This is a genomic window from Bacillus cereus (genome assembly GCF_025917685.1).
Classification (GTDB): domain Bacteria; phylum Bacillota; class Bacilli; order Bacillales; family Bacillaceae_G; genus Bacillus_A; species Bacillus_A cereus_AT.
This window is the reverse complement of sequence record NZ_CP089518.1, coordinates 1,676,215-1,694,583: the sequence shown is the minus strand read 5'-3', so window position 1 is coordinate 1,694,583 and position 18,369 is coordinate 1,676,215. Positions and strand designations below refer to the sequence as shown.

Sequence of the window (18,369 nt, the reverse complement as noted above, 5' to 3'; positions counted from 1 at the left end):
TAGCTAAACGATATTTGGCAACATCGAAACTTTCATAGAATATATTCCCCTCTCAAATACAATGTTTTTATGTAACAGACTAATTATAGTTTTGAAAATTATTAATACTCAATTATATTTTGTATTATTATTGTATTTTTTGGAACAAATAACTATAGTTAGAAACTATAAGATTCTTATTTTTTAAGAGGAGAGATTCGTATGAGCAAGAATTGGAAAGATATAGAACACCGTATTTATACAATGTGTATGATTCAGCGGAATAACGAAGTATTGCTAATACAGCGCCCCGATCATCTAGGCTCCCCTGGTTTCATAGGTAGATTTTCCAGAAAGTATCGTTCAGGCTGCTAAGCGAGAAGTAGAAGAAGAAACTGGATTACTTGTTTCAAATTTAACTTTTAAGGGATTAGATGAATACGTAAATCCGAAAGAAAATGTTCGATATATGGTATTTAACTAATGCACAGATTCATTTGAAGGTGAACTCCTTTTGAATCCTCCTGAAGGCGAATTATTATGGGTACCAATCGGCACAGCACTAAATCTTCCTATGCAAGATTGGTTTAAAGAGAAATTCCCATTATTTTTTGAAAAAGGTACGTTTGAAATTCAACGTGTTTGGGACCGAGACTTAAATAAACAAGTTGCTATGACAATTACCCATACATAAAAAGCTTGGAATCTCCCCAAGCTTTTCTTACTTCTCCTCTAATCTCTTAATCTCTTAATCTCATAATCAATTTCTAAAAACTTGATTCCGAATATCCACATTTTATGGTTAGCTTCTAACCTTTGATTTGCACCCTCTTTAATAATAAATGTCTCTGCTAACGGTAAACGTATTGTAAAGAAACGAGTATGTAAATAAATCCCCTCATCCCCCTTACCATTTCTTCTCAGCTTACTAGTAATAATTAAATCATTACTCCTATTACATAATTTCAAAACCCCCATCATATTCGAATATGGTAAAGGTAATCCAATATTCATGTATGTCTCATTCTTATATGTATGTTTTGAGTAAAGAGCTACAAAAATAGATTCTCCTGCTTCATTTTTTCTTAGCCAAGCCCTTACATTCTCTCTTCCATCCTTCTCATCTATTACCCCTATGATAGAGCCATGCATCGTTTCCCACTTGTCGCCCATTCCTAAATGTATTTGTCCTACACGCTTACTCATTTTCTCATAGCAAAATGCAAACGGGCGGAACCAACGAGTCCATTTAATATGCGATTGTAACTCATACTCTTTTGTATTTTCATAAAAACGAATAATACTTAAAGGAATCTTCGCCATGTCAAATGCCTCACTATGAAAATCCTTCATTTTATCAACTAAACCGTTGTATTCCTTGCTATCTATTAAATTTCTGTTATGTAAAAATGCTTCACCAACTGTCGCATTTCCTCTTAATCTGCTCATTGGTTTCCTGTAATATTTATAATTCGGAGTACTCTTTTCAATGATCCAGCCGACAAATGCTAGTAACGCTACTCCAATTCCATTTACAACACCGTGAATCCAAACCATTTGTGCAATTGTAATCGTCATTACATATTTCAAATTCCCATATGAGTATATAAGCGAAAACATAATTGTTACCATTAGTATGCTAGACGATATGATCAGGAGAACCTTTGCACTGATAGCATTAAATTTCGTGCGCAAAACATAAATCCCATAACCATAAATAGCACATAAATATAGGAACACTGCAAAAAATTCAAATACCCTTGAGTACGTAATTCCTACTGCAACTGTCATAGGTGAAATGACGATGATAAACATAATAGCATCATATACTTTACTTCTCTTTTCTCTTTTTCTCCCAATTAAACCAGCTGATAACGGCAATAGAAATGCCGAATAATGAAAGTGTGCAGCTGTGAGTAAAACAATGTCAGAACTAAAATGCATAATGGAAAGTTTTGCTACTGAAGCAAAAAACCAGAAACCACCTAAAAACAAATATATAAACGCACTATCAATAGCTGTCTCTTCTAACGGTTTCCATCCTCTTTCTAGTAATCTACTTACACCAAATAATGCAATAATCCCAGTATACATAAGCCAAAGAAGAGCAAAAATGAAATGATTTGTTACGAAAGCTAGCATCGCACTAACTGCTGCTATTGGATATAAAAATTCTCCAAATTTATAAAATAATAAATATGATCCATTTCTTGTTTCTTTGTCAATAATACAAAATGACATCGGTATAAATAATAAAATAGATAACAATATAATTGCTTCAACAGGGTTTACATTCGACCACTCGTATATTAGAAATATAATATAACAAGCAAGCCCAACTATTATATTTTTCATATTTTTTATTTCCTCTCCACAAATGTTCCCTTATATGAAAATAATGAACCAATTAACGGATTGCGTACTTGTACATGAATTCGAAAACATTGTAGTGTTTCATCATAACTTTCTACAATTTTTGCATCTCCGTATAAAAATCTAGGTAACGGTATTTTTCTTCCGAACATGTAAAACCATTGTTTCTTTGAAGAAATATGTATTGCCCCCACCTCATCAATATAAAAATTCAATGTAGAAACGAGCATATGCGGTTTGCCAAAATAATCTAAAATTTCATTATTCTCTTCATCCAACTGCATAACAGCGTTAAAATACCTTTTCTTATTATGAAAATAAAAAGTACGATTCCACCGCACAAATTCCTTTCCATGTTCATCTCGTTCAACGGTATTATGTATTGTAAATGGCACTTCCTTCCCCCGCTCAGAGAAAAACATTCGAAACTTCGATGCAATTTTTAATATCAATTTTACGAAAAAAGAACCTCCGTAAATTTCATCCATCTTCCCTTCTCCAGTAAAGCTATTTTTTTCTGTAATCTCATAGCGTTTCTGTAATTTTGGATGAAGATTTTTATAGGTATCTCCTAATAATCTCTCATAAATATTAGCCATACATTTATCCCTTTCTCTTCCTCTTACAATTTTTTGCGCTCGGCAAATTAGTGCTATTTATATAACCGACAATCGATAACCCTATTAGAAGAAAATTTAATGTAAGCGGATTAAACGGTTGCGTAAAACTTGTGATATTCGTAACTCCTGCCACTATAGTTAAGCCTATTAACATAACAATATGTAATATAAACAACTTTCGTTTTTGAAATGGCAATAGCCACATAACACCCCATATTATTTCTAAAAATCCAACTATTTTAAGTATAGAAATACTACTTTCATTCGATCCGATTAACTCAGAAAGCATCTTCACTTCCTCTGGATGACTAAAAATCACTTTCGGTACGCCCCCTTGATATAACCATACGAAAGCAAATAAAAAGCAAACGAGCCAATACGTCATCGTTCTTCTAATTAACATACTAGGATGGAGGTCTTTTTCTAACCATAATTTGAGAGCATCAAAACTCCATGCAGTTGCCCAACCTAATAAAGGTCGAAAAACATATGAATCTATCACATTTCCTATACGACCAAGCCTTGTATCATAATCATATTGCGTCTCAAAATAAATATGTTCTTCATTCGGTGTATATTTCCAATAACCACGCCCGATTTGTATAAGTGATAATTGATTGTCTGTCCAAAATTTTAAAGAAGACATGCGCTCTCCAGTTTCTTTTCTTACTTCACCTATCGATTCTCCTTCTCCAGCTATTTCAAGTCCGAAACCAATATTCGTTTTATATAAAAACTTCTGCGGCTCCCCCTCCTTTTTCTCCAAATACGAGATTTCTGTAAAACGTGCATCCCACTCTGTATGTAGGTCCGGTTCTTGCGTATATTCCCATAATTTCTCCATTGTTGTTTTCATTTCTGTCGCTACATAAATAGGCTTTTTCTTGCCCATCCTTCCACCTCCCATGCTCTATATTTTTAATGTACATGCACCGAATTTATTTTGCTACATTTTTCACAAAATAACCCTCAAAAAAGATAGAATTTTTAAAATATATATAAAACACTTGATTCCCTGAAAAATTTAAATTATTATAAAACAAATGTTACCAACAACTTCATAAATCAAACACTCTCGCCTAAAACGTGAGATAGAGGTTGCAACGCTTATAAGTATTCTAAAGGAGACACAGAGATGTCTATGAATTTAGAAGAAAGGAAGTGTTGCCGAAATTGATAAATTTCTCTGCATTTATCGATTGGGGCTGTTTTCGAATAGAAACAGAACTGTCATATGTACAGACATGTACGTGTGAAGAGCTATCTACAAAAAAGAGATATCATTTTTTATGATATTCCTTTTTTGGCGGTTTTTTTATTAGCTCCGTTTTCTGTTTCCCTTTTCCTGTAACAGCACCATCCTCACTTATTTGAGATGGTGTTTTTTGTTTTTCTCTCTGGTAACTACAGGAATATTGGGATTTGTATATGTCCTAACCTATTCTTAAAAATGGACGAAAGAAGGAATTCGTAATGGAAACGATTGTACAAAAGTTTGGCGGTACTTCTGTTGGAAGCGTCGAACGCATTCAACATGTAGCAAATTTAATTATTGAAGAATATGAACGAGGACATAGCATTGTCTCTGTCGTTTCAGCAATGGGGAAAAGTACAGATGAACTTGTAGCACTTGCTAACGCTATTACAGAGAATCCGAGTAAACGCGAAATGGATATGCTTCTATCAACAGGAGAACAAGTAACCATTTCATTGTTAACGATGGCACTACAAGCAAAAGGCTATAACGCCATTTCCTTAACCGGATGGCAAGCTGGTATTACGACAGAATCTGTACATAGTAGTGCACGGATTACTGACATTCATACAGATCGTATACAGTCCTATCTTGCTGAAGGCACGATTGTGATCGTAGCTGGCTTCCAAGGAGCCAGTGAAGACCATGAAATTACAACACTTGGACGCGGTGGTTCTGATACGACTGCTGTTGCATTAGCTGCTGCACTGAAAGCAAAAAAATGTGATATTTACACGGATGTGACCGGCGTATATACGACGGACCCACGAGTTGTAAAAGATGCTTATAAATTAGATGAAATTTCTTATGACGAGATGTTAGAACTTGCCAACCTCGGTGCTGGTGTATTACACCCCCGTGCTGTTGAGTTTGCGAAAAACCATAATGTCGTTTTAGAAGTTCGCTCAAGTATGGCACAAGAAAACGGAACAATTGTAAAAGGAGAATGTAACATGGAACAACAATCAATCGTTAAAGGTATTGCATTTGAGGATAATATTACGCGTGTCACAATGAAAGGATTAGAACATGGTTCACTTTCAACCGTTTTCTCTACATTAGCAGCGGCACATATTAATGTAGATATCATCATTCAAAGTATTACAAATGAAGGAACTGTTCATCTCTCCTTCTCCATTCACTCTAATGATTTAAGAGAGACTTTAGAAGTATTGGAACAAAACCAAGAAGCACTTCACTATGAATCAGTAGAATATGAAAATCATTTAGCAAAAGTATCAATTGTAGGATCTGGTATGGTCTCTAATCCAGGTGTTGCTGCGAATATGTTCACTACTTTAAAAGAAGAAGATATTCATATTAAAATGGTAAGTACATCAGAAATTAAAGTGTCTGTCGTTATTGACCGCCTTCATTTAGTAACAGGTGTCGAGGCGCTGCATCAATCATTTATGGCGAAAATTGAGCCTTTAGTGCAGATGAGTTAATTTCCACTCGTAAAACTTAAAATAAATTATATGAATCTAGTTCCTTCCTATTATAAATAGAAAGCTGTTTACATTGTATAGAGTGACAAGAAATTTATTTGTCATTCAAATAATACAATTAATTCTATACAACAATCGGACCATTTAATGGCGTATAGGGTAGAAATATTTTGCAGGGAAGTCGCGGTATTGTTTGTTAACAAGATACTATATGACATACTTAAAAACACCTTGTCACATTCTCCTACACTGTGACAAGGTGTTTTTGTTTGGAAGGAATTTGTAACTTTTTAATAGTATAATTATGGAGATGATTAGATAACACACTTTTACATATAAGGAGATAAAGACAATGACAAAAAACAAATTACTAAGAATGGACAATGTCAGCATCGTTGTAGAATCCCTTGATAACGCAATCTCTTTCTTCGAGGAGATTGGTTTGAAACTCGAAGGGAGAGCAACTGTCGAAGGTGAATGGGCTGGTCGCGTAACCGGACTCGGTTCTCAGTGCGTAGAGATTGCTATGATGGTTACCCCAGATGGCCACAGCCGAATTGAACTTTCGCGATTTCTCGCCCCAGCTACTATAGCAGATCACCGAGCAGCTCCTGTAAACGCCCTCGGTTATTTGCGCGTCATGTTTACCGTTGAAGACATTGACGAAATGGTATCCAGACTTACTAAGCATGGTGCTCAGCTCGTTGGCGAAGTAGTTCAGTACGAGGACTCGTATCGACTTTGCTACATTCGTGGAACCGAAGGCATTTTAGTCGGTTTAGCGGAAGAACTCGGTAACAAGTAAGTAATGTTTTATAAAAAGTCTTTACTGAAATATACATTACTGAAGTAAAAATATTTGAAGAAAATTCTTATTCAATAAAACTTAGATTTTCAGCCCCGTCCTAACTTTAGAACGGGGTTATGATCGTTTGAGCTTTTAAAATTAAATAACTTTATTATCATTTTACACATAGATTTCAAGACTCTATACAAACAGCTTTTTAACATATTATCGATATCCAAAAATCATCATAAAACAATTAAATTATTCGTAATATCCTTTCCTAGGAAATATAACGGACTCTTCTCACTTTTCATTACATATCTTATCGCTCTTTCCCTTGAAAAAACGATCTATATTCATTCAAAATAACTTTCTTCACATCCCAGTAAAAAACCATCATGAATAACACAACTCCTAATACAACAACCTGCATTCTTTCATAATCAATGAAAGCACTCATAATTAGCAATCCAAACCCCATATAAAAACCAAATTCATTCTCTTTCTCAAAATCCTCATCTTCTTCATCAATATGTATTTTCTTTTTTGAATCTTGATTCCCTTTTATTAATTCATCGAGTGTAACATTATACATTTCACTCAGCAAAATCAAATTTTCAATGTCCGGACAGCTTTTATCATTTTCCCATTTACCCCGCTTTAACAGGCACTAAATCCCATCGTAGCTTTTAAATACATCAAGGAAGCCAGATGGGATTAACTGCCTATAAAAGCCCGATTGGTTCAACTAATAATCAGTGGGATAAATCGCTCCACTGATTAAAGTTTCACTTTATACACCGCTTGCCTTGTCAAACCAATCTTTTTAGCGACACCTTCCTGCGAAAACCCTTTTGACTCTCGTAATCTTTTAAGTTGTTCTCCTAAACTCATAACGCCCCCTTCTTTAACAAATTATTACATAAAAGGATATCAAAAAGAAAGAAACTATTAGTAAAACTCACTGTAAACCACTCGTTTACACAATAAAAAAGGGAGGATAGCTCTATGCCTGAGCTACTCTCCCTCATATTTCTATTAAAACAGATGAATGTTTTCTTTCTTACAGGCTTCACGTAAATCGTCAGGCCATACAGAAGATTGAACTTCACCGATATGTGCTTTACGTAAGAAGTACATGCACATTCTTGATTGTCCAATACCGCCACCAATTGTTAATGGTAGTACATCTTCTAATATACCTTTATGGAAATCGTACTCACGTTTGAAATCTTCACCAGTTTTCGTTAACTGCTCATCAAGCGCTTTACTATCAACACGAATTCCCATTGATGATAATTCGAATGAAGCTTGTAGTACTGGGTGCCAGAATAAAATGTCACCGTTTAATTTCCAATCATCATAATCGGATGCGCGTCCATCGTGCTTTTCACCTGAACGGAGTGCATCACCAATTCCAATAATAAAGACTGCACCATGTTCTTTCGCAATTGCATGTTCACGATCTTTCGGTGTTAACTCTGGATATTTGTCTTCTAGCTCTTGGGAAGTAATGAAAACAACCTCTTCTGGTAAATACTTTCCAAGGAACGGATATTTTTCAAATAAGTGATCTTCTAAATCTTTGAATATTCCATAAATTGTTCGTACTGTTTCTTGTAAGTAATCTACAGTACGCCATTCTTTTTGAACGATTTTTTCCCAATCCCATTGGTCAACGTAAATGGAATGTGTTGCATCAAGTTCTTCATCACGACGAATCGCGTTCATGTTAGTATATAAACCTTCACCAGCTTCATATCCATATTCATGTAGTGCAAATCGTTTCCACTTCGCTAGTGAATGAACAATTTCTAATTCTTCTCCTGAATGTAACATATCAAATTCAATCGGACGTTCTACACCGTTTAAGTGATCGTTTAATCCTGATTTTTTCGTTACGAATAGTGGTGCAGATACGCGGAATAGTTCAAGGCGTTTTGCTAATTGATCCTCGAAAAATGTTTTAACTTCCTTAATTGCGATTTGAGTCTCTCTTACTGTCATTAATGATTGATACATGGTGGTTTCCTCCTAAAATGTTTGGATGTTGTGGAAAAAAGCCAACAAAAAAAGCCCTTCTTTCCCAAAAACTGGGACGAAAGACTTTGGTTCCGCGGTACCACCCAAATTAGCAACAGAGGTTGCTCACTTATACAGTACGGAGATTAAAAAATCTCGATACTGTTCTTCTTGTAACGGCGAAGTTCCCGGCTAAGTCTACTTTCCTATAAAGGATTTCGGTTAGCGACTCCAGGAGGTTCTTCATAATAGGCTTCGTATCAGGCTCACACCGCCCCTGACTCGCTTAAACTACATCCTACTACTACTCGTCCTTTCATAGTCGTTTTATTGTCACATCTCTGAAACATTTTATTAATGATTATTCTATACAAAAAATAGATAAAGTCAACAAAAAGTTTTAAAATATTTTTCAATTCTTTATTTTATGCCTTTACCGACTGTTCTTAATATAACATTTTTATTTCCTTTGTCTCTTCAATCCAAAAAACATTTCACTAACTGAAACTAACATATACACAACCAGTAATGTGATCGTTCGAAAAATAGAATCCGCAGTATTTCTTATTATTTTCATTTTATTTGTAATTCCTTTCAGTTTACTCGCAATTTCATGATATACTATAGCATTCAAGCAGTTTGTTTTTACTTAGAGCAAACATAGTCATTTATCAAGAGTATTTTCTAATTCATTGACTATTATTAAATAAGATTTTTATATAACGGAGTGATTATATGAGCAAAACGAAAGCAAAACCGAAAAAAGGTGTAGGACAAGGTACAGGAAGTAAAGGATGGAATCGTTGGCAATCAAGTGCAAAGAAAAAGGCAGCTGCAAAGCCATACAAAAGTAAAGGTACAAAGAAATAAAATAAATAGTGGGTGATGCCCCCACTGATTAAAGTTTCACTTTATCTCTTTACTTTGTACAAAACAAAATATAATTATTACAACCAAAAAAGCTATGCTCTCATCTCTATGAAAGCATAGCTTTTTTTCCATATTAAATCATAAGAATATCGCGAATTTCTTCCTCCGTAATAGAAGATAGCTTTTCTTCCCCTGGCTCGATAATTTCAGCGATTAAATTTTTCTTACTCTCTTGTAACTCGTGCATTTTTTCTTCAATTGTTCCATGTGCTACTAACTTAATCACTTGCACAGTATTTTTTTGTCCCATTCGATACGCTCTATCCGCTGCTTGTTGTTCCACAGCTGGATTCCACCATAAGTCGTACAATATAACTGTATCTGCACCTGTTAAATTTAGTCCTGTACCACCAGCCTTTAAAGAAATCAGGAATAAATCTCCTTCCCCCTCGTTAAACCGATTGCATAGCTCTACACGCTCTTCCGAAGGTGTACTCCCGTCTAAATAAAAGTATGGAATGGCTTGACGGTTTAATTCCCGCCCGATTATCGAAAGCATCTTCGTAAATTGAGAAAATATAAGAATTCTCTTCCCTGTACTTCTGCATTCCTCCAAAATTTCTAACAGCTGCTCAAATTTAGCTGAACTCCCTTTATAATCATCAACAAACAATGCAGGATGATTACAAATTTGCCTTAACCTCGTTAAACCAGCTAATATTCTAATTTTATTTTTACGTAACGTATCTTTATCCAAATGTTTTAACGTTTCTTCTCTTAACTTCGCTAAATAAGCTGCGTAAAGCCTCTTTTGATCTGATAAAAGTTCTGATGATTGTATGTGCTCAATTTTTTCTGGTAGCTCCTGTAATACATCTTCCTTTAACCTTCTCAACACGAATGGTTTTACTCGCTTCGCAATATCTTCACGTCTTAAATCACCGAACTCTTTTCTTCCTGGTAATAATTCTGGGAAGACGACACGGAAAATAGACCATAGCTCTTCCAACGAATTTTCTACAGGTGTTCCCGTTAATCCAAAACGATATTCTGCCTGAATTGTTTTCACTGCTCTTGCAGTTTGCGTCGTATGATTTTTAAACGCCTGTGCTTCATCAAGAAATAACGTATGGAATGGCATTGCATATAACCTTATATCTCTTCTAAGTAAAGGATATGACGTAATGATAACATCAAATTTCGTTATATCCTTTAAAATTTTCCGGCGCTCCACTTGATTTCCATCAGCAATAACCGCTCTAATATGTGGAGCGAATTTTTTCAACTCGCTAAGCCAGTTGTAAACAAGGGAAGATGGAGAGACAACTAATATAGGCAGTTTCTTCTCTCGAATTTCCGGCAAAACAGAGTCTATAAAAGCAATGCTTTGCAACGTTTTACCTAGTCCCATATCGTCTGCTAAAATACCCCCAAAACGGTAATGTGCGAGTGTTTTCATCCACTGAAATCCGTATACTTGATACTCTCTCATTTCTGCATTTAACGTATTTGGCACAGCAAACTTTAATTTTTTCGGGTTTTGAATATTTTCTACTAACTTTTGAACAGACTCATCTAAACTTAAAACATTTCCTTCTTGTAGTGAATTCATCCATTTCACACTACGAATAAGAGGGACGTCTATTTCTTCTCCCTTTAAAAACTCTTTTCGAATATTAGATTCTTTTATAAACTGATTAATGTCATTAAACTCTTTACTCTCAAGTGATAGTAGAGAACCACTTGCTAAACGATAATATTTCCGTTTCTCCTCAAGAGCAACTAATACACCTTTAATTTCTGCCTCTGGAATACCTTTTATATCAAAGCGGAATGATAACCAATCGATTCTCTCTTTCCTTCTAATCCTTATAAGAGGAGCAGTATCTCCTTTATGAATGCGTAATTTGATTGCTGTCGTCGCATAAATATCAACTAAACCTTTTAACGTTGGAACAACATGATATAAAAAGTTATATTCAGCTTCTTCATTATGCATAAAATAACCGCCTTCTGTCTTTGCAAAGGCACTTTCATTCATAATTTCCATTATTTCATTTTCCTTTTTCTCATCACGATTAAAAACAGATGGCTGCCCATCCTCTTCTAACGGATTAATCGAGACGTTTCCATAATGAAATTCGAGACCTGCTAACAAGCGATTTTTCACTCGATCTAAATACAGTTTTGCTTTTAGCGAAGGCATTTCGACACGATCTGATATTACTTCATCAATTCGCACAGTACCAAGCTTCATTAATCCTGGTACAACTTTTGCTACAAAGTGTTCCATCTTATCTGCTGGAATATACAATTGTTTACTACTAGAGCGATTCATCATTTTTTGTAATTCGATAAGCCGCTTACAATCCTCAGCATTCAACTGATACAGTTTTCCTCCAAATAGAGCATAACTATACGTATCCATTACGTCTACTTGTTGTAACCCATCAATATAAAGTGTAAATCCACCGTTACTACCTTTATTAAACTCAAAATGCAAGGGAAGTAGTCCTTTTGAAATATGCAAACGACGGAACGATTGTCCACCTTGATTAAGTCTCACTAACTCTACTCTAGAAAGTAAAGAAAGCATATCCGTCCATGAAGCTGGCGGTATTAAAATCATACTATCATCTTGTTTTGTGTGTACTTCCAGCGTATCCTCATACATTTTTTCGTTATGATGAATTTTAATTAGTTGCTGAATAATCGCATCCGTTTCTTGCCTGAAGCTATGTACATCCGGTGTATATGTAAATTCATTCGAACAATGAAAAGACTCTCTTTTCTCCACTTTAGAAAGAAATTCTCTAATATGATTTACGAAATACGTTTTGGCAAGTTTCAGCTGAATTCCTAGAAGTGCCCCACCACTTTTCGTAGCTACTGGTGTACATATAAACTCAACATCTAATATTTCACGTGTATCAAAACGGTGTTGTTTACTTTTTGGTCTTAATGGTTTCTCTGCAAACAACTGAAACATCCCGCTTGTCAATTGATCATTTCCGCTCATATTTTCACTACTAGCGGGGAGCATACCACCCATTTGCTGATTATAATTTATTTGTATCAGTACTGCCGCAACATGCTGACAATACGTTTGAAAAGATGCTAATGAAGGACAACTACATTTCGCAACAACATCACCTTTTTTAGCTTTTTCTACTGTAACATGAAAATCTTCGTTCCCTTTTACTGTCGCCTCGCAAATTTCTTTATTTTCATCATAATGATTTACTATCACTTTATTTGATTTATAATAAGCTTCGCCTCTTTTATATGAGGTCTCTCCGCATACTTCTTTAATAATCGATTTGTTTAATGTAAAACTCATTTTTTACACCTCTTTAATTTAAAACCAGTTTCTCTTAACTAACATTTTACATGCTCCAAGAGAAAATATAAAATGTAGATTTAACAAAAAAAGATGCTTATTTATAAGCATCTTTTTACTCTATCTCCATCAACCGTTTCGCCTCAAAATACAACACTTGAATAAATTTCTTCGTATTAATACGTATATGCCCAGAAGTTGCTACTTCATCTTTCGTCATTTCAGTCATACGTTTTCTAACTACAGTGAAATCAAAAAATTTCGGAGCATAGCTTTCAAATTTCGGATTTGAAAAATCTGTTAATCCTAGAGAGGCCAAATGATTTAACGACTGATAAATCGCTCTGCGCACTCTTTGTTCAGATGCTTTTTTCTCTTTATCAATATCCGTATCTAAAGCTCCATCTCCTAATTTCCTCATCGTAATATAGTGGAAAATATCTTTTAATGCAGGAAATCCAAAGTCAAACGTTTGTGCTTTTTCTTGTCCATATAAATATTCCAGCATACTAAGTAAATCTTTACTTCCATTCTCTCCCGCAATACCAAGTTCTGATAATAAATAGCGTCCTGAATCCGCTATTTTTTTCCCTTCTTGCATTGGCTCATTTCGAACTTGCGGCTGTTCCCACTTGAAAACGTTATTCAATGATTTTTGAATATCATGTATAGAGCGCTCTAAACGAATACGTTCCATTACTTTTCTTACAACAGATACAACCTCAATTTTATTTAATGGCTTTGTAATATAATATTCCACTCCAAGTGTATACGCCTCACCAATAAGCTGTTTCGATTCAACTTGAGAAATCATAATAATTTTCCCTGTAAAAGAGGACGCAATATGGCGAACTGTTTCAATCCCGTCTCGCATCGGCATTAATAAATCAATAAATAAAATATCTACTTTTTTAAAATTTAGTTGATCTGCTTCAATAAAAGCACCATCTTCCGATTCTCCAATTACTTCCCCAAGATCACCATCTTCAATAATTTGCGAAAGCATAGAGCGGAAAACTTCATCATCATCTACGATATAATAAAACAACTTTATTCCCCTTCCCGCTTTAAACTGCACTCCGGTAAACAAACTACAAACTTACACCCTCTGCCAGCTTTTCGGTCTTCTAATCTTACTTCTCCTCCGAGTTCTGTTACCATTTCGTTTATGTAAGAAAGTCCAATTCCTGTTGATGGTGTTCCCGTTTGATCATACTTCGAAGTAAATCCAGGTTTAAATACTAATTTCTTATATTTTTGTACAATACCAGGTCCATCATCAATTACTTCAAAGAATATATGTTTTTCAATTTTATATAGCTTAATAATAATAACACCATTATCCTCGATTGCTTCAACTGCATTTGCAACTAAGTTGTTGAAAATTGATAAGACTGTATACACATGATATTCTGCATGTTCACCTTCTATATGCTTTGAAAAACGTATCTCTTTTTCCAACATGTCAGCGTACTTCTCATTTATTCTCACAATCATTTCCGCAAGCTCATGACCTTCTACATACTCAGCCACATTTTTATCTAATAACAATTTAGATAATCCTGCAAAAATTCTTTGATTATCCTTTTTTATTTCATGCACTTCTCCCGCTATTTTCAATGCTGTTTTACTATAATTTTCTATACTACTCAAATCATCGTTCGCTTGTAAATTACGATATAATTGATACGCTTCTTGTGTAATTAACTCCGCATTTTGCAGCGTTTTTTTCAAATGAACTGATTCCACATATAAATTAGAAAGGTGCATCAACATTTTTTCATTTTCTTTTCGCACTTGCGATTCTTTTAATTTCGTTTCATACAAATTCATCATATTTAAAAAACCAAGCGCAAAGAAACTACGAAAAATAGCAATAATGATGAGTTTATTAACTTCAGAAACGGTTATTGTTGTACCGAGCACTAACATATGATAAAACGCAAGTTCTGACATACTTGCGATAATTTCAATTGTAATCCCAAGGCAACCAATAACGATTGGCTTCTGATGAAACTTATTCACCCTACAAAGCGAAAAAAGACTTCCATAAATAAAATAATAAAAGAACACAGGGTAGCGCAAATAAAATGATTCTGTCATATGAAATGAACCTTGCATGATCCAATCAAGACATACACGGAATAAAACTACAGATATACCGACAAGAATACCTGCAGCAGCTGCTGGCATTTTTCTTAAAAATAATAATAAAAAGAAGAAAAGCGGTGTCCCGAAGCTAACACGAAACGTATCATTAAAAGGATGAAAATTCAGCTCTCCAGCAATCGGAACAACAACCATTAAAATAATTAAAAGAGACATATCTTTCTTCCATAATTGATTCCAATTCAAAGCTGCCACTTCCTATGTATTTTTTCAAAAATGAACAAGGAAAGCCCGCTTATTATTATAAACGGGCTTTTTTTCTATATTCTATCCTTTTCTACCGCTTTTATTTGGCGATACTCCGGTTCCCATATTGCTTCTTTCACTGCAATCTTAATATCGTTATCACTTAAGTTCTCTCTAGCAACACCTTCTGCAACTGCAACTTTCGCTACTTCAATTGCAACCATTTCAGAAATATTACGTAACTCTTCAACTTCTGGCAAAATAGGTGCTCCTGGCTGACTTGTATCTACCATACTTGCAACAGCTTCAGCTGCTGCCGCAAACATACCGTCTGTCATTACGCTTGCACGAACAACAATTGTACCAAGACCTAGTCCTGGGAAGATAAGTGCGTTATTTGACTGTCCAATCACATAAGTTACACCGTTATATGTAACCGGTTCAAACGGACTTCCTGTTGCAACTAACGCTCTTCCTTCTGTCCACTCGATTAAATCTGCTGGTTTCGCTTCAGCAAGTGGCGTTGGATTCGACATCGGTAATATGATTGGTCTTTCTACGTGAGAAGCCATTTCTTTAATAATTTCCTCTTTAAATGCACCCGCAACAGTAGATGTACCAATTAAAATTGTCGGTTTTACATGTTTCACAACTTCAGCAAGTCCGATTACATCATTTTGTTCCCACTCACTTACTTCAGCTTCTTTTCTTGCATATGGAATTTGGAAATCAAGAAGATCTTCCATATTATCTGTAACTAATCCATTACGGTCAATACACCAGAAACGATTATGAGATTCTTCGTCTGATAATCCGACGCGAACCATTGCATCTCTTACTTGATCTGCGATACCGATTCCAGCCGTACCAGCACCAAACACAACGACACGGTGTTCACTTAACGGCACACCAGAAACTTTTACTGCCGATAATACTGCAGCAAGCGAAACTGCACCTGTACCTTGAATATCATCATTAAATGTACAAACGTCATGACGATATTTATCTAAAATTTTTCGTGCATTTCGAGAACTGAAGTCTTCCCAATGTAAAAGTGCTTTCGGGAATTGTTTATTTACCGCTTGTACAAATGTATCAATAAATTCATCGTAAGCTTCACCTGTTATACGAGGGTGACGATTTCCAATATAAAATGGATTGTTTAATAGTTCCTCACGATTTGTACCTACATCTAAAATTACTGGTAATACACGACTAGGATCGATTCCAACTGCGGCCGTATATACAGCTAATTTCCCGATCGCGATGTTAATTCCACCAACACCCCAGTCACCAATTCCTAATATACCTTCTCCATCTGTTACAACGACTAAATCAATGTTTTCAGCTGTTGCACCGATATTTGCAAATGCTTCTTCAATACCTGAAGGATCATTAACTGATAAATAAACACCGCGTGGTTTACGATATTCATGACTATATCTTTGAATTGCTACACCAACAGTAGGTGTATATACGATTGGTAACATTTCACGTAAATGATTTGTTAAAATACGATAGAATAACACTTCATTTCGATCATGTAACGCTGTTAAGTATACATTCTTTAATAAATCATCCGGTTGAGAACAAAATTGCTCATACGCTCTGCGCGCTTGTTCATCTAATGTTAAAACTGCAGGCGGTAATAGCCCTTTTAAACCTAATTCTTCTCTTTCTTCTTGTGTGAAAGCTACCCCTTTATTTAAAAGTGGTGTTGATAATACTTCTACTCCTCTTAATGTCGTTTCTAATGAACCATTAGAAGCCACTGTAAACTTACTCATAACATCCCTACCTCTATTCATATATAACATTTCTATATTGTAAACAAAAAAGAGGGGATTGTCCCCCTCTTCTTTTAATTTTTCTTTAAAAGAGTTGCTCCTGCAATCCCTGGGTGTGTCATTTCGAATGGATCTAGAATTAACTCTAATTCTTCTTGTGACAATACACCATTTTTCACACAAAGTTCTCGAACGGATTGACCTGTTGCAATTGCTTCTTTCGCAACGCGAGCTGCTGCTTCATAACCGATATGAGGGTTCACGGCTGTAATAATTCCTACACTCTTCTCAACATACTCTTTTAAGCGATCTTCATTCGCTTCAATTCCTTGTAAGCAATTATCTGTAAAGGCACGGAAACCGTTATTCATAATGCTAATAGATTGAAGTAAGTTGAAAACAAGTACTGGTTCCATAACGTTTAATTCTAATTGTCCTGCTTCTGAAGCAAGGCAAATTGTATGGTCGTTACCAATTACTTGGAACGCAATTTGATTAATTACTTCTGGCATAACAGGGTTTACTTTACCTGGCATAATAGATGAACCTGGTTGACGAGCTGGTAGCATAATTTCTGCTAATCCAACACGTGGACCTGATGCCATTAATCGAAGGTCGTTCGCAATTTTAGACATGTTCATCATACATACTTTTAACGCTGCAGATACTTCAGTGTACGCATCAGTATTTTGCGTTGCATCTACTAAATCTTCAGCACCAACAAGTGGTAATTCACTAATTGTAGCTAAATGTTTTACAACTGCTTCAATATACTCCGGATCTGCATTTAAGCCTGTACCAACTGCAGTTGCTCCCATGTTTACTTCATATAAATGTTGACGAGATTGCTGAATTCGTTTCATATCACGCTCAAGTACGCGAGAGTATGCTTTAAATTCTTGTCCAAGACGAATTGGCACAGCATCTTGTAAATGCGTACGACCCATTTTAATAACATGATCGAACTGTTCTGCTTTTAATTCAAATACATCATGCATATAACCCATCGTTTGTAATAAACCTTCTAATGCATTTAATGTTGCAATATGAATAGCTGTTGGGAATGCATCGTTTGTTGATTGCGCCATATTTACATGACTGTTTGGACTAATATAATGATAGTCTCCCTTACCCATTCCTAATAATTCAAGGGCACGATTGGCAATGACTTCATTTGCATTCATATTCATTGAAGTTCCTGCACCGCCTTGGATTGGATCAACGATGAAATGATCATGCCATTTCCCATCAAGGATTTCTTGTGATGCTTCTGCGATAGCGCCACCCTTTTTCAATTCCAATCTTCCCACATCTGTATTAGCAAGTGCTGCTGCTTTTTTTACAATTGCGAACGCTTTAATTAAGCCCTCATGAATTTTGTATCCTGTAATTGGGAAGTTTTCTACTGCACGCATTGTTTGCACACCATAGTACGCATAATTTGGCACTTCTTTTTCACCTAAAAAATCTTTTTCAATCCGTACTCCATTTTTAACCTCGGTTAATGTTGCCATGATTCTTCACTCCTTAACG

General features: G+C 35.3%; 14 protein-coding genes, 1 pseudogene, 1 riboswitch and 1 other annotated feature. Of the genes and pseudogenes, 4 read left to right on the top strand and 11 right to left on the bottom strand.

The window, feature by feature from the left end:
* Window positions 1-201: 201 nt before the first annotated feature.
* A pseudogene (locus LUS72_RS08860) lies at window positions 202-673 on the top strand (NUDIX domain-containing protein).
* Window positions 674-711: 38 nt separating this feature from the next.
* On the opposite strand, the gene LUS72_RS08855 reads toward LUS72_RS08860, so the two are convergent.
* Genes LUS72_RS08855 through LUS72_RS08845 form a run of 3 tightly spaced genes read right to left on the bottom strand, consistent with a single transcriptional unit; the run spans window position 712 to window position 3,864 of the window.
* Window positions 712-2,334, bottom strand: coding sequence for a YndJ family protein (locus tag LUS72_RS08855; RefSeq protein WP_097831546.1), 1,623 nt, complete (start codon window positions 2,332-2,334; stop codon window positions 712-714).
* 5 nt (window positions 2,335-2,339) lie between these two features.
* Entirely contained in the window at window positions 2,340-2,951 is a 612-nt protein-coding gene (locus LUS72_RS08850) for a DUF4166 domain-containing protein (protein WP_097831547.1), read from the bottom strand.
* Between the two features lie 4 nt (window positions 2,952-2,955).
* Complete coding sequence (locus LUS72_RS08845) at window positions 2,956-3,864, bottom strand: DoxX-like family protein (protein WP_097831548.1); 909 nt, start codon at window positions 3,862-3,864, stop codon at window positions 2,956-2,958.
* 192 nt (window positions 3,865-4,056) lie between these two features.
* Window positions 4,057-4,243, top strand: a riboswitch (Lysine riboswitch).
* 202 nt (window positions 4,244-4,445) lie between these two features.
* On the opposite strand from LUS72_RS08845, the gene LUS72_RS08840 reads away from it, so the two are divergent.
* Together LUS72_RS08840 and LUS72_RS08835 are read left to right on the top strand one after the other, a co-directional pair.
* Complete coding sequence (locus LUS72_RS08840; RefSeq protein ID WP_097831549.1) at window positions 4,446-5,675, top strand: aspartate kinase; 1,230 nt, start codon at window positions 4,446-4,448, stop codon at window positions 5,673-5,675.
* Between the two features lie 352 nt (window positions 5,676-6,027).
* A complete protein-coding gene (locus LUS72_RS08835; RefSeq protein ID WP_097831550.1) occupies window positions 6,028-6,480 on the top strand; it encodes a VOC family protein in 453 nt (150 codons plus the stop codon).
* 304 nt (window positions 6,481-6,784) lie between these two features.
* Here the strand turns inward: LUS72_RS08835 and LUS72_RS08830 are convergent, their stop codons facing one another.
* From LUS72_RS08830 to asnA, 3 genes are all read right to left on the bottom strand, one after another.
* Complete coding sequence (locus tag LUS72_RS08830) at window positions 6,785-7,129, bottom strand: helix-turn-helix domain-containing protein (protein ID WP_306475214.1); 345 nt, start codon at window positions 7,127-7,129, stop codon at window positions 6,785-6,787.
* A 113-nt stretch (window positions 7,130-7,242) separates the two neighbouring features.
* Window positions 7,243-7,356: a helix-turn-helix transcriptional regulator gene (locus tag LUS72_RS08825; RefSeq protein ID WP_420720166.1), complete on the bottom strand. Its 114-nt coding sequence runs from the start codon at window positions 7,354-7,356 to the stop codon at window positions 7,243-7,245.
* 144 nt (window positions 7,357-7,500) lie between these two features.
* Window positions 7,501-8,484: an aspartate--ammonia ligase gene (gene asnA, locus LUS72_RS08820; RefSeq protein WP_097831551.1), complete on the bottom strand. Its 984-nt coding sequence runs from the start codon at window positions 8,482-8,484 to the stop codon at window positions 7,501-7,503.
* A 69-nt stretch (window positions 8,485-8,553) separates the two neighbouring features.
* Window positions 8,554-8,813 (bottom strand) — a binding site (T-box leader).
* Between the two features lie 406 nt (window positions 8,814-9,219).
* On the opposite strand from asnA, the gene LUS72_RS08815 reads away from it, so the two are divergent.
* Window positions 9,220-9,354 (top strand): DUF3934 domain-containing protein, encoded by a 135-nt coding sequence (locus LUS72_RS08815; protein WP_000047588.1) that lies wholly within the window; start codon window positions 9,220-9,222, stop codon window positions 9,352-9,354.
* Between the two features lie 133 nt (window positions 9,355-9,487).
* Here LUS72_RS08815 and LUS72_RS08810 read toward each other — a convergent pair whose 3' ends face one another.
* From LUS72_RS08810 to aspA, 5 genes are all read right to left on the bottom strand, one after another.
* Window positions 9,488-12,694, bottom strand: a complete 3,207-nt coding sequence (locus LUS72_RS08810; protein WP_097831552.1) for a DEAD/DEAH box helicase — start codon at window positions 12,692-12,694, stop codon at window positions 9,488-9,490.
* Between the two features lie 115 nt (window positions 12,695-12,809).
* Window positions 12,810-13,742, bottom strand: coding sequence for a response regulator (locus LUS72_RS08805; protein WP_097831553.1), 933 nt, complete (start codon window positions 13,740-13,742; stop codon window positions 12,810-12,812).
* A gap of 2 nt (window positions 13,743-13,744) precedes the next feature.
* A complete protein-coding gene (locus LUS72_RS08800; RefSeq protein WP_097831554.1) occupies window positions 13,745-15,058 on the bottom strand; it encodes an ATP-binding protein in 1,314 nt (437 codons plus the stop codon).
* Window positions 15,059-15,123: 65 nt separating this feature from the next.
* Complete coding sequence (malS, locus tag LUS72_RS08795) at window positions 15,124-16,836, bottom strand: oxaloacetate-decarboxylating malate dehydrogenase (protein WP_141533454.1); 1,713 nt, start codon at window positions 16,834-16,836, stop codon at window positions 15,124-15,126.
* A gap of 74 nt (window positions 16,837-16,910) precedes the next feature.
* Entirely contained in the window at window positions 16,911-18,350 is a 1,440-nt protein-coding gene (gene aspA, locus LUS72_RS08790; protein ID WP_097831555.1) for an aspartate ammonia-lyase, read from the bottom strand.
* Window positions 18,351-18,369 lie beyond the last annotated feature (19 nt).